Origin of the sequence: Symbiopectobacterium purcellii, from assembly GCF_052050035.1 — a bacterium.
Lineage (GTDB): Bacteria > Pseudomonadota > Gammaproteobacteria > Enterobacterales > Enterobacteriaceae > Symbiopectobacterium > Symbiopectobacterium purcellii_A.
On the sequence record NZ_CP189882.1, the window covers coordinates 1,303,132 to 1,316,002 of the forward strand.

General features: G+C 48.8%; 12 protein-coding genes and 5 pseudogenes. 3 read left to right on the top strand and 14 right to left on the bottom strand.

Annotated elements, in window-relative coordinates:
- Positions 1–83 precede the first annotated feature (83 nt).
- The 13 genes and pseudogenes from ACQGXV_RS09870 to ACQGXV_RS09930 form a co-directional block, all read right to left on the bottom strand.
- Entirely contained in the window at positions 84–686 is a 603-nt protein-coding gene (locus ACQGXV_RS09870; RefSeq protein ID WP_440866276.1) for an ORF6N domain-containing protein, read from the bottom strand.
- Positions 679–1,836 (bottom strand): hypothetical protein, encoded by a 1,158-nt coding sequence (locus ACQGXV_RS09875; protein WP_440867860.1) that lies wholly within the window; start codon positions 1,834–1,836, stop codon positions 679–681. Before ACQGXV_RS09875 ends, ACQGXV_RS09870 begins: the two co-directional genes overlap by 8 nt.
- A 37-nt stretch (positions 1,837–1,873) precedes the next feature.
- Positions 1,874–2,101, bottom strand: coding sequence for a helix-turn-helix transcriptional regulator (locus tag ACQGXV_RS09880; protein ID WP_440866277.1), 228 nt, complete (start codon positions 2,099–2,101; stop codon positions 1,874–1,876).
- Positions 2,102–2,204: 103 nt separating this feature from the next.
- Positions 2,205–3,113 (bottom strand): hypothetical protein, encoded by a 909-nt coding sequence (locus tag ACQGXV_RS09885; RefSeq protein WP_440866278.1) that lies wholly within the window; start codon positions 3,111–3,113, stop codon positions 2,205–2,207.
- A gap of 109 nt (positions 3,114–3,222) precedes the next feature.
- Positions 3,223–4,363, bottom strand: a pseudogene (locus ACQGXV_RS09890) (IS3 family transposase).
- A 145-nt stretch (positions 4,364–4,508) separates the two neighbouring features.
- On the bottom strand, positions 4,509–5,732 hold the full coding sequence (locus ACQGXV_RS09895; protein ID WP_440866279.1) for a tyrosine-type recombinase/integrase: 1,224 nt from the start codon (positions 5,730–5,732) through the stop codon (positions 4,509–4,511).
- A gap of 188 nt (positions 5,733–5,920) precedes the next feature.
- Entirely contained in the window at positions 5,921–6,784 is an 864-nt protein-coding gene (locus ACQGXV_RS09900; protein WP_440866280.1) for a YicC/YloC family endoribonuclease, read from the bottom strand.
- A 116-nt stretch (positions 6,785–6,900) separates the two neighbouring features.
- Positions 6,901–7,808, bottom strand: a pseudogene (locus ACQGXV_RS09905) (LysR family transcriptional regulator).
- Positions 7,809–7,896: 88 nt separating this feature from the next.
- Positions 7,897–8,136, bottom strand: a pseudogene (locus ACQGXV_RS09910) (membrane dipeptidase); the annotation flags it as partial.
- Positions 8,137–8,297: 161 nt separating this feature from the next.
- Positions 8,298–9,518, bottom strand: coding sequence for an IS91 family transposase (locus tag ACQGXV_RS09915; RefSeq protein WP_440866282.1), 1,221 nt, complete (start codon positions 9,516–9,518; stop codon positions 8,298–8,300).
- Positions 9,502–9,768, bottom strand: coding sequence for a hypothetical protein (locus ACQGXV_RS09920; RefSeq protein ID WP_440866284.1), 267 nt, complete (start codon positions 9,766–9,768; stop codon positions 9,502–9,504). Before ACQGXV_RS09920 ends, ACQGXV_RS09915 begins: the two co-directional genes overlap by 17 nt.
- Before the next feature lie 88 nt (positions 9,769–9,856).
- Positions 9,857–10,817: pseudogene (locus tag ACQGXV_RS09925) on the bottom strand (IS3 family transposase); the annotation flags it as partial.
- Between the two features lie 203 nt (positions 10,818–11,020).
- Positions 11,021–11,314, bottom strand: coding sequence for a transposase (locus ACQGXV_RS09930; protein WP_440866285.1), 294 nt, complete (start codon positions 11,312–11,314; stop codon positions 11,021–11,023).
- A 215-nt stretch (positions 11,315–11,529) separates the two neighbouring features.
- Here ACQGXV_RS09930 and ACQGXV_RS09935 point away from each other — a divergent pair, with 215 nt between their 5' ends.
- Positions 11,530–11,766 carry a transposase zinc-binding domain-containing protein gene (locus ACQGXV_RS09935; protein ID WP_440867361.1) on the top strand — a complete coding sequence of 79 codons (237 nt, stop codon included), beginning with the start codon at positions 11,530–11,532 and terminating at the stop codon, positions 11,764–11,766.
- Position 11,767: 1 nt separating this feature from the next.
- Here ACQGXV_RS09935 and ACQGXV_RS09940 read toward each other — a convergent pair.
- Positions 11,768–12,007, bottom strand: a pseudogene (locus ACQGXV_RS09940) (integrase core domain-containing protein); the annotation flags it as partial.
- Positions 12,008–12,042: 35 nt separating this feature from the next.
- Between ACQGXV_RS09940 and ACQGXV_RS09945 the strand changes: the two are divergent.
- Complete coding sequence (locus ACQGXV_RS09945; RefSeq protein ID WP_440862584.1) at positions 12,043–12,408, top strand: IS630 transposase-related protein; 366 nt, start codon at positions 12,043–12,045, stop codon at positions 12,406–12,408.
- A complete protein-coding gene (locus ACQGXV_RS09950; protein ID WP_440867362.1) occupies positions 12,332–12,865 on the top strand; it encodes an IS630 family transposase in 534 nt (177 codons plus the stop codon). Before ACQGXV_RS09945 ends, ACQGXV_RS09950 begins: the two co-directional genes overlap by 77 nt.
- Positions 12,866–12,871 lie beyond the last annotated feature (6 nt).

Here is a 12,871-nt window from a genome sequence, read left to right on the forward strand (position 1 = left end):
ACCCGATTAGAATACTCCACCCGTCTTTATAATCCCTAAGTGTTAGTAACGATCAAACTATTCATACCCATCGATATAAACAGTTAGGTGTTATTTATTACCTTGCCAAAGTCGCCTAAATCGCAGATAGAAATCTGATGCAGGTCAATGAGTGTCTTTATTGCCGGGCGTATCTGCTTTAATTCCTTGCGGCGTAATGTCATGGCAGCACTACCGGGTTTACCGTGACCGTGAGAGGATTCCTTTTCAGCCTTGGCAACAATATGCTGGGCTTTCTCTGCTGGCATTTGGCTTAACTCTTCGAGGCTGGGGATCTCGACGTGGCGGAGTTCGCCCAGAGTGTTGCGGCGGAAGTAGGTTTCGACCATCTGAATTTGTACGTTCCATGCCAAAGGGTCATTGAACGGCTTGACCAATATCAGATAGCCGCGTTCTGTTACGAGGATCCCCCTCGGTGTACGCGATGGAAAAGCGCCCTTCAACGACTCGGTACGTATAACGTCCTGAGTCACATCGAAGAAGTCCACTCCTTCAACAAAGCGATCACGATGCAAGGTAAAGGTACGTTTTGCTGTGCCTTTCTTTCGACCGTGGGCCTTATCAATCATGGCAAATGTGACGACACGCTTACCTTGGTATTCGACTACCGGCATGGCGGTGTTCTGGATGGCGACAAAGTTAGACATGTGCCACCCCCTGAACGGTAACGATTTCCGTTATGGTTAAAGGTGGGGTGATTTTGACCATACCTTGAGAAATAGAGATTTCCTCTATGCCTTCATGCGACCTCGTATGTTTTCCATACGTGGTTGAGCCCACAGGTTGACGTCCAGCCCATATCAGGCGGCTGTCTTTGAACAGGGCGATGAAGGTACCGCGATCTTGGCGTGTGAACGACACTTTGCCGTAGGGCGTGGTGGAGTATTCTGGGATAATCCAGTAGGTATCAATAAACTCAGAGCGAGTTTGGGTAAAGCTCGGCTTGCCCCTGCCGAGAAGGGCGGTATAGTTACTCATAGCTACCTCGATAATAATGCTATCGTTGGTGGTCAGAGGCCCGGTTAGTGTTGTCGCACTGCCGGGCTTCGTTGTTTGAGGTAAGCACTTGTCGTACACTTGGCTTACAACTTCACTATATACAGGAGTATACCAAGTGTCAACCATGAGTATCCAAGGTAAGGGAAGCAAGCAAATTGCTTTGCGTGTCGAAGCACCACTTGAAGAAGGGATTAAAAAAGCTCTTTCACAAGATGGTGACGCTTCTGTTTCAGCTTGGATAAAGCGAATTATCAGAAAAGAATTGCAGTCACGAGGCATCGACCCCAAAGCCTGACTAGTCTGTTGGCATTGAGCAAAGCCAGTAGCTTGCAAGTAGGAATTGTGGTGTGATTCGTTCGCTTCCTCACAAGTGAGCAACTGCATGACTCGAAGGGCCGGACGTGGCCCTTTTTCTTTGCCTGTCGTCTGCACAAATGCCGATTCAGGCTTTATATTCAATAGGTTATCTGAGCGCAACCTCCCCAAAGGGGCGGAAGCTAACCCATTGATTTCATTGCGAGAGGTCACGGTGACCCCCTGCATGAGGCTGCAACCTGCCGAATCCTCCGAGGTCATCGATACAGTGACCTCGGCGCTATCCGTTGCTGTCACTTTGACGGAGCTAAATATTAAGCTCAGTGGGCCAGCCAAGGGGAAGGCTTCTTTCTGGCTGGCCTTCCCCAAGTCAATTAATCCCTCCGTTTCAAAGGGAGGAATACCGCATTGGAATATATCGCCCACTGGATTTAAGGCGCAGGGGAACCCATCACGGCCATTAGCCATGTTTGACATTTTCATATTTAAACCTCGGTTACTTAACTATGTTGTTGCACTATTAATCAGCCTGTTGGGTTAATTTTTTCCGAGTCTCATACCACTGACGTACAGCAGCGGCATCGAAAACTGTCGCACGTTCGGATAATTTGATGGGTTTGGGGAAGTCCGGCTTTTTGGTATAGCGCCAAATGGTTACTTCACTAACAGCAAGAAACTGAGCAACACTTTTTATGCGAGCATTGCCGGTGGTGGGGAATGATACGGATGTTACCTCATGTGTCTTCATCTAATTTCCTGCCAGTTGATGATGTGTAATTGGCAGGCACTCTAGCCTAAAAAATTTTCCGGTATAAGGGAGAGTAGACGTACTCTCCCTCTATAGTAAGTTACTATCCCCCTTGCTTTGTTCCGAAGTTTATAGCCGCCCTCAGGTGTTTCAATATCACTTCATCGTTAGCTATATGTAATATTGGAATTTCTGAAATGTGGTTTTTAATTGCACTAAGCCATTTTTCTGTGCTAATTTCTTTCATCTTTCCCCTACATTCATCAGGGTAAGCACTTAGTATATGTATTGCCGCCTTGTATAACTTTTCTCTATTTATCGCGAACCTCTCTTTGTTTGGATGGGGAGGAATTAAATAAAATGGATTTGCATCAGCATCTTTAAATCCTGTGCTAAATAAAGGAACGTCTTCTTGTCTTTTATTATATAAAAATTCAATGTCATCCTTTAATATCCAAAGATGACTTTTTTCAATCGCTTTATTCAACCATACACTATTACATTTGTCATTTTCAGGAACAGCTATACCAAAAAGTTTTTTATGCACACCATTTATACATAGACGCATACTATAGTTTTTAAATTCTTGCTTCAAAAATGGGAGTAAGCGAACATCTTCCATCAGTCTTTCACGTCCAAACTCTAGATCCATTAAAACACACAAGTCTATTTCCCAAAATCCTCTTGTTGCACCACGTAGTAGAAAATACATTCTATCCTCATCCACCTCATAGCCATCTTTATTTTCATTTACATAAAAAATTGAATGTATTATAGTTGGATGCTCATCAATCTCTGGAGAACAAAATAAATCCACTAGATTTTCATTGTCCTTAAATACTTGTAATGTACAACTGTGTTCATCCAAGTAAACACCTAGTTTTATCGCACCAATAGCCCCAAAATGGAGAACATCATCAATATCACACGAAAGAAGCTTTGCCGCTTTCTCGATAGAGCAATACTCCATTGCAGGTATATTACCCCATAACTCAAGCTTTTTGGAATTCATGTCATCTATACCTTTAATTAGACTCAATAAACGTCAAGATACACGGCAAGGCAGCGATAAAGACTTACTGCCCATGTAGTGGTCAACTAATACTGGCCACCGCATTAGACTATATGTAGAACAGTCGCTCAGATTCGTTTGGCGTTAAGCCGCCGTTATACCAGTGAGGCCGAATAGCGCTGTAATACCCGTGATGTAGCGGATAATCGCGTCCTGGGCTTCGCTGAAGCTGTTGTAACCCTTTGTCGGCACCCATTCTGTCTTCAGGCTGCGGAAGAACCGCTCCATTGGCGCATTATCCCAGCAGTTACCCCGCCGACTCATACTCTGCTTTATCCGGCAGCGCCACAGGGCTTGCCGGTATTGACGGCTGGTATAGTGACCCCCTTGGTCGCTGTGGAACATGACGCCTGTTGGCTGCCCCCTGAGTTCCCAGGCCATCTGCAACGCTTTTACTGTCAGCGCCAAGTCCGGCGACGTCGACATGGCCCAGCCCACCGGTTTGCGGGCGAACAGGTCCAGCACCACCGCAAGGTAAGCCCAGCATTTGCCCGTCCAGATGTAGGTCACATCTCTGCACCAGACTTGATCCGGCGCGGTAACCGCGAACTGGCGGTTGAGATGGTTTGGTATTTCAACATGTTCATTGCCGCCGCGTTTGTATTTGTGAGCCGGTCGCTGGCAGCTGGCGATACCCAGCTCCTTCATCAGCTTACCGGCCAGCCAGCGCCCCATTTTAACGCCAGAGCTACTGGTGACGATGGTCGCGATGCTTCGAGCGCCGGCAGAGCCGCCGCTGGCGTTCCAGGCTTCCATGACGCGGCTACGATTAACCACGCGCTCACCGTCAGGTTCATTAGCGGAAGCTTGCCAGTGCCTGTAGCTGCTGCGATGTACCTCAAAAGTTTGGCACAACGCTGTGACCGGGTATAGCGCTCTCAGTCTGTCGACTATCGTGAACCGTTGAGTGAGTCCGACATTAAGAGCGCCGTAGCCTTTTTTAGAATTTCATTCTCCATTTCAAGGCGTTGGACTTTCTTCTTTATCTCACTCAGCTCGAGCTGCTCAGCGGTAAGAGGAAGTCCCGCTGGCGTTTTTCCCTGTCGTTCAAGGCGAAGCTTATTGACCCAGCGCGTAATAGCAGAATGGCTGACATTAACCGCCTCCGCCGCCTTAACGTATGTGTAGCCGTGGTCGACAACCAGCTTTGCGGCTTCGAGCTTGAATTCCGCCGTAAAATGTTTACGCATGAGGTTACCTGTCGTGTTGGTGAGGTGAGCATATCACCTCCGATCAGGTGGCCAGTATCAGTGTGCCACTACACCACCCCTTCTACTGGATAGGCAGATGCATCTTGAAGTACGTTGAGTATAATCATATATAATAATTCTGGCCTTAGCCGTTTTCTAATGAAATCAACAGCTCTGCCCATTTATCCAAAGCTATCCTTCTCTCATTTAAGTACTGATGACGATTGTAAATGCCTTCAACACCTTTTATCCGATGGTTTAGGCACCGTTCCGCAACAACAGGATCTATGCCTAATGCGGCAAGATGAGTGCGGGCTGTGCGTCGGAAATCGTGAATGGTGAAGTTTGGCACTTCTGGCATTTCTGCTCGTACTTTTGCCAGTGCGACGGGTAGAGTGCTTTCTTGGATATGGGGGATCATTCTGTTTTGCATTTTTCTAGCTGGCAAAATCCAAGGACTGTTACAGGAAAATGACAGCAACTCTTTAAGCCACTCAATGACCGGAGGGGCCAACGGTATATCTATAGCATCGCCATTTTTAATCCGTTCTTCCGGCAAGTGCCATATGGCGTTATCTAAGTCGAACTCCTCCCACCGAGCCGCGCATAGCTCCATCTTTCGTACACATAGAGCCAATAAGAGCTTGAATGTAATCTCATTTTGACGACTAAACCCCTTCGCCTTTCTCATGGCTTGAAATAGTTTGATAAGCTCATCTTTAGTCAACCAGCGATCTCGTGCAATTTCTTTACCTCCTGCATCTGCCACTTCAAATGCTGAGCAAGGATTAATATCTAAGGCATGTCTTTTTATACCATAATCGAATATGCGCCTAGTCCAGCGTAAAACATCCGTTGCTATAGTGGGCGCTCCACGGTCCACAATGCTTTTTAGCATGTCGTCGATGTGCCGCGGCTTGACGTCTTCAACTTTCATGTTACCTATGTGGGGATTGATATCTTTGTCTATACGACGGCGCAATATATCTGGATGCTTCCAGCGTGGCAGTATCTGGCGCTCAAAGTATTCAGCTGCAAGCTCTGATACACGCATGGCGTTTTTCTCGGTTTCTATTTTTTCCAAGGCTTCAGCTTTACGCCCCTGCTTCTCGGCTGCAACGTCGTAGCCCAGCGCAACACGTGCTGATAACTCTTTTGCCGCTTCTCTTGCTTTGGCAAGAGATAGCTCTGAGTATGATGCTATCAGCATAACGCGTGACTTCCCCGCAAATTTATACCGAAAACGCCATGTTGGTGATCTATCTGTTTCTCTGTATCTGAGATACAGCCCATTACCATCCGATCTTCCCTCGAATCTTTCGCTTGCCTTTATCCACGAGCGAATTTGTATATCTGTAAGTCTTGGCATAACGGATACCTAAATTTTGAATTTTATGGTGTACCCAAGGCGATGTACACAAAAGCCATTGGGTACACATCTGGGTACACCATAATCATGCGTTTTAGTGAATCCTCATGATAGCTCCTGATAACAAAAAAGCCCGAAAAAATCGGGCCTGATTGGGTTTGTGAAGCTTATTGATAGTTCTTGAATCCTTACTCGATATTCTGGATTTGTTCCCGCATCTGCTCAATCAGCACCTTCAGCTCAATGGCGCTGGCAGTGACGTCGGCGTTGATGGATTTGGAGGCCAAGGTATTAGATTCGCGGTTGAATTCTTGCATCATGAAGTCCAGACGGCGGCCAACGGCTTCCGGCTTTTTCAGGATGTTGTAGGTCTCTTTAACGTGCGCTTCGAGCCGGTCCAGCTCTTCGGCAACGTCAACACGCTGTGCCAACAGCACCAATTCCTGTTCCAGTCGGTTGTTTTCCAACTGAACCTGCGCTTCTTCCAGCTTGTTGAGCAGGCGTTCGCGCTGCCATTGCAGAATGGTTGGCATGTGTGCGCGTACTTTCACCACTTCGGCACTCACGCCCGCAAGGCGTTGTTCAATTAGCAGTTTCAGCGCGGCACCTTCGGTTTCGCGCGCGGTAATAAAATCATCCAGCGCGTTTTCCAGTGCGGTCATTAACTCCTTGCTGATCGCATCAAGGTCTTGATCTTGAGCGGACATCACGCCCGGCCAACGCAAAATATCAACGGGATTGACTTCCCCTTCATCGCTCTGCATTTTGACCCAGTTGGCGGCTTCAACCAGCTGTTTTGCCAGTTTTTCATTCAGGATCAGACTGCCTTGCGCACTCGGATCGAGTTCAAAACGCAGGTTGCATTCGATTTTTCCGCGCGTCAGACGGGCGCGAATACGCTCACGAATCATCGGCTCCAGGCTGCGGAACTGTTCCGGTAAGCGGATGTATGTTTCAAGATAACGCTGGTTAACGGAGCGAAGCTCCCACGCGGCGTTACCCCAGCCGCCCTTGATGTCACGGCGGGCGTAGGCGGTCATACTGCGGATCATCGGTATTTACCTGTTTAGCAAGTGATAGGGCGAGTATAACGCGCCCGTGGTTTTGCAGGGTAGGATAAAATCGGTTGTGCCGTCGGCGCGCAGCAGGATTTCAGAGCGCGACCGCATTATGCGGCGTGAAACAGACCTTCGTTTTGTCGGGCAATTTCCCAGCACTTGTTTTTCATCAGTTGCTTCAATTGCAATGCGGCGCGTGATTGTGGGTTGTCGCGACGGCTAATCAGCGTCACCTCGAACGGCAGCGGCTTTGCGATTGGTACAATTTTCAACGTATCGGCGTAGCGATGCGCGGTAAACAGATCGACGATACCCGCCCCGCCGCCTGCCAGTACCATGTCGGCAATCACCGAGTAGGTTTTGATATACACCGATGACATCGGCGTGAGCCCTTTGGCGCGCAACGCACGGTGCAGCACCTGGTCTAACGGGTCTTGCTGCTGCATCATCAGCAGGTTATTGGAACAGAGCCACTCCAGCGATACCGGACCATTCTGCGGGCTGTCTTTAGGCAACACGGCGACCATATAGGCTTGAAACAGCGGCTCAGCCAGCAGGGCAGCGGGCACTTGTTGACCAAAGACCAGCGCAAAATCGAGTTGATCTTGCAGGATATTTTGACACAACATGGAGAAATGTTCGGTCACCAACTCTACGTTGACACGCGCTTCTTGCTTGTGAAATTCCACCATGGTGGGGCAACCACCATTTGGCTAAACGCGTGCGCCGCCCCCAGCCGCACCGTTTGTACCCGATTGCGTCTCATCTGTTCCGTCAGTGAACCAATGGCTTGCAGATGGATGTAAAGCTCCTGTACTTCAGGGATCAGACGTCGTCCTTCGCGTGTTGCCACCATGCCCTGCGCGCCGCGTTCAAACAGGGCAAATCCCAGCTGTTGCTCAGCATGATTGAGCACCCGGCTGACGTTCGGCTGCGAAACGTTCAGCAAGCGGGCAGCACCACTGATGGTGCCAGCCTGAAGAATAGCCTGAAAGATTTCGATGTGGCGTAAACGCATGGACAGGTGCTCCGTGTTGGTTAGGTCATCATTTCACCTTGAGCAAATTCCATGCAATATCCACGCCACCCGATGCTTTGGCCTGTGGTTATTTACCCCAGGTGGCTTCCAGTACAAGCAACCAGTTGCCGTAGCAGATTTTTTCCAGCAATGGGCGATCGTATCCGCGTCGCGTCAGTGCTTCGACCAGGCGCGGCAGCCCTGCGACATCATGCAGGTCTGGCGGCACGGTGGTGCCATCGAAATCGGAACCGAAGCCGACGCCGTCTTCTCCCAGCTTGTTCAGCAGGTAATCGACGTGGCGGACAATCTCTTCCACCGTGGCGTTCACGCCTAGGAATTTCAAACTTTTTGGAGCCTCTGATTTCGGGGGCTGGCAACGATGAAAACCGGCTTTTTTATCGTGAATGCCTCTGTGTTTGGGTGATTTTTGAAAACATTGCGCGTTTTTTGATTACATCGCCGAATTCCAGGCAGAGTTTCCCCGCATTATCCAACGTAACGCATTCGCGCTATCTCCCCGGCGTTCGCGATTAGCTTCTCCAGGGCCGTTGCCGGCAGCGCCCGGCTGAACGCCATTTTTGCCCCGCACAGCAGGCAGGCAAACGGGTCTGTATTCAGTAATCCCTGACTCAGCGTTGTGTATGTCACTGGCGCTGCTTTTTTCACATTATCCTGCCCCAGGGCTTTTCTCACCAGAGGCAACAGTTTTCCCACTACGCGGTTAGCCAGAAAACCAAAGTAACGCACCATCCGGAAATGCTTCTCCGGTATATGCTTTATCAGCCGCAGTATCAGCTCACGCTGACTGAGCGCCAGGTCTTCATGCCTCCCCGTCCGGTGATCCAGAAAACGCAGGGTGATGCGGCTTCCCCCGTCGTAGTGTGCCAGTCGCGCACCCGACACAGGCAGTTTTTTCAGGTACCGGCCCAGGTACTTTGCTGTCTGCCGGGGATGTTTCGTCGGCTTCGCAAAATACACGTGCCAGTAAATCTCTCCCTGCTCATTTTTCCCCTGGCTGAGGATAAAGCGCTTCCATTCATCATAATCCCGGATGTGAGCCAGCTGCGGCGGCAGAACAAGAGACTCCCATGCAGACAGCAGATACTGGCGTACATTCCATACCCAGCGCGCCCTGACCTTCGGCAGGGCAAACGACAGTTTTTTCCAGGCACCGTGCTCATTTATGCCGCCGGAGGTCCACGACAGGTGAATATGGCAGTTCCAGTTAAGCTGGCGGCCATACGTGTGAAGAGCGCCGAAAATACCGGTGGTCAGGCCCCGCTGCTCTGCAGCGTACAGCAGGTTGTCCGCCGCCAGCGCAAAGAGGCCATTCAGCAGCCAGCGGTTGGTTTCAAACAATGGCCACAGGGTATCCGGCATCGTGAATGTGCCGTGCTGGCACGGCGTATCCGGCAGGCGGGCCATCATGGTGGCAATCCACAGGTCGGTGGCCTTTTTGCCGCAGGTCGGACATCCGCGTCCGTGGCAGCTCTGATGGATGTAACGGTGGTGAGTGCAGTCGGGGTTGCTGCAGCGAAATTCCCGGCTGCCCGTCAGTGGGGTGCCGCAGGCCAGCATCTTTGTGACAACCTCAATCTCTACAGGCCGGAGCGGGTATGCCTCCATGATGTCAGCCCATGCCCTGTTGCGCTGAAACAGCGTCTTCATGGGGCGGGGCTGTATGCCGGTATCATCCGTGCGGGTCATCTGAGATCATCTCCGCTTCGGTTTCGTACAGGTCAAACTGGCGACAGGTATGGCAGAAGGCAACGTAGTGGTACGGAGAATCAGGGAATTCACTGTAGAAGGTGGTCCAGAACCACTCTGTGCAGTCAGGATCGTTGTCAACGAAAAGGCGGAATTGCTGGTAAGGGAGGTTGCCCTGTCGGGCCACCGTTTTGAAAATCTGCTTAACCATTTTTGTATGAACGCGCTGATGCTCAGGGGAGTGTGACACGGGATAACCTTCGGCTTGTCAACGCCACGATCTTTGACCGTTTTTCACCATTTTTAATGTCCGCTATTCATCAACCAGGTTGTAGTGGTCAACTAAATTTGGCCACCCTACCTGACTGTTGATGGAACAGCCGTTCTGATTCATTTGGTGTTAACCCACCGTTATACCAGTGAGGTCTGACATCGCTATAATAATGGGTTATGTAGCGAATAATGGATGATTGAGCAGTACTAAAGCTTTGGTAGCCAGTCGTTGGCACCCATTCAGTCTTCAGACTACGGAAGAATCGCTCCATCGGACTATTATCCCAACAATTTCCTCTGCGACTCATACTTTGGGTCATCTGATAACGCCACAATGCCCGCCTATACTGACGACTGGTGTAATGGCTTCCTTGGTCACTATGAAACATGACTTCTTTGGGATGCCCACGCAGTTCCCAAGCCATTTGTAGTGCTTTGGCTGTTAATTCTGAATCTGGCGAAAACGACATTGCCCAACCCACGGGTTTTCGGGCAAATAAATCTAATACCACCGCCAGATACGCCCATCGGTCGCCTGTCCAAATATAGGTTACATCGCCGCACCAAACCTGGTCAGGCTTGGTAACAGCGAACTGCCTATTGAGCAGATTTGGAATATCAATACGTTCATTTCCACCGCTGTTGTATTGATGTTTTCTTGTTTGGCAACTAACGAGGGTTAATTCTTTCATCAACTTACCCGCTAACCACCGCCCAAGTTTCACGTCGTGTGTATTGGTAACCATCGTGGCGATAGTCCTTGCGCCCGCAGACCCGCCACTATAGCTAAGCGACATTATTTTGATAACAGCCAGCTATGCTTCTTTGCCACATATCAGGGCATCGGCTGTAATCATTTTTAAGTCGGTTGGCTATAACGTTCCACGCTTCGCTGACCAGGCTACGTTTTATCGTCCGCTCAATATCTGGCTCCTTAGGTCGACACCAATAGCGATAACTGCTTCGGTGAACATTAAAAATACGACACAACGCTTTCACTGGATAAAGCGCTCTTAGCTTTTCAACTACCGAGAATTTTTCAGTGAGTCGGGGCTTTGTTGAATAACTTAACCGTTTGATTTACATCTTCTTTAGTTAGAATGCATTTACAGAGAATGTATTTTGTTAGAACGACAAATCAAATAGTTAGCACAATAAAAAGCATTCCGAGAGGAAAAATTAGTCGTTGAAATTTTATAATGCTTATATAAATCAGTATCTTAAATTATTCAACAAAGCCGTGAGTCGGACATTAAGAGCGCAGTAGCCTTTTTTAAGATGGCATTCTCCATTTCCAGTCGGTGGATTTTTTTCTTCATTTCTCTGAACTCAATTTGTTCAGGTGTTAATGGCAGACCAGGCGATGTTTTCCCTTGACGTTCTAAACGAAGGGCTCTTACCCACCGGCTAATCGCTGAAAGACTGACGTTCATGGCTTTCGCGGCTTCCTGGTAGGTATAATTTTGGTCAAGGACTAATTTGGCGGTTTCACATTTAAATTCAGCAGTAATTATTTTACTCATTTTGGCACCTATAAAAATTATGAGGTAAGCATATCACCTCTACTTAGGTGGCCAAATTCAGTATGCCACTACATACAGCCCCGCCCCATGAAGACGCTGTTTCAGCGCAACAGGGCATGGGCTGACATCATGGAGACATACCCGCTCCGGCCTGTAGAGATTGAGGTTGTCACAAAGATGCTGGCCTGCGGCACCCCACTGACGGGCAGCCGGGAATTTCGCTGCAGCAACACCCCGACTGCACTCACCACCGTTACATCCATCAGAGCTGCCACGGACGCGGATGTCCGACCTGCGGCAAAAAGGCCACCGACCTGTGGATTGCCACCATGATGGCCCGCCTGCCGGATACGCCGTGCCAGCACGGCACATTCACGATGCCGGATACCCTGTGGCCATTGTTTGAAGCCAATCGCTGGCTGCTGAATGGCCTCTTTGCACTGTTCAAGTAAATCAGGACACTTTTTTCTCAGCCATTTGTTCATAACGCACCGGAGACAGATCCCCGTTAGCGGCATGATGCCTGTCTAGGTTGTAGTAGCGGATATACGTCGCCACATCCTGCTCCATGTAAGCCCGTGTTGGCTGGGGTACCAGCAGCAACCATTCATGTTTCAGACTGCCCCAGAAGCGCTCCATCACCGCATTATCCCAGCAGGCACCCACGTCTCCCATACTGCTCCTCAGCCTGTATAGCTAAACGACTTAATTTTGATTACATTATTTAAATGAGCTATTCAATTGATTTTAGACGTAAAGTGATATCTACACGGAAAAACGAAGGGTTGAGTATCCGAGAAACAGCGAAGCAATTTCGGATTGGCCCTGCCTCTGTATCGCGTTGGATTAATCAAATAGAGTCAAAAGCATCGACCACGCGTCAGCGAAAGATCGATAAATCCGAGTTGATAAAAGATGTTGAACAATATCCAGATGCTTACCAAAAAGAACGTGCAGAGCGTTTTGGCGTTTGTCAGAAGGCCATTTGGCAAGCGCTTAAAAAGCTGGGATTGACCTATAAAAAAAACTCTACGTCATCCGAAAGCCGACGAAAACGCCCGGCAGGGATTTCAACAAAAAAAACAACAGTATGAAAAAGAAGGTAAACCTATTGTTTTTATTGATGAAAGTGGTTTTTCACACGATGCCCCACGGACTCACGGCTATTCCCAAAAAGGTCAACGGTGTTTTGGCCTGAAGAACTGGGGAGCTAGGGGAAGAACAAATGTTATCGGCGCTTTATTAGGCACAACGCTGTTTGCTATCGGATTATTTGATATCAATATTAACAGCGATGTTTTCTATGCCTGGGTCACACAAGTCCTTATCCCAGTACTCCCTAAAAACAGTGTAATCATGATGGACAATGCCACTTTTCACAAAAAACATGATATTCAACAAGTCATCATCGATGCAGGGTATATGGTGGAGTATTTGCCTACATATTCGCCAGATCTTAACCCAATTGAGCATAAATGGGCACAAGCAAAAAGCAAAAAAAGAGAGATGGGTTGCGATACAGAGAGTTTGTTCTCAGTCCATATGGTGTAATCAAAA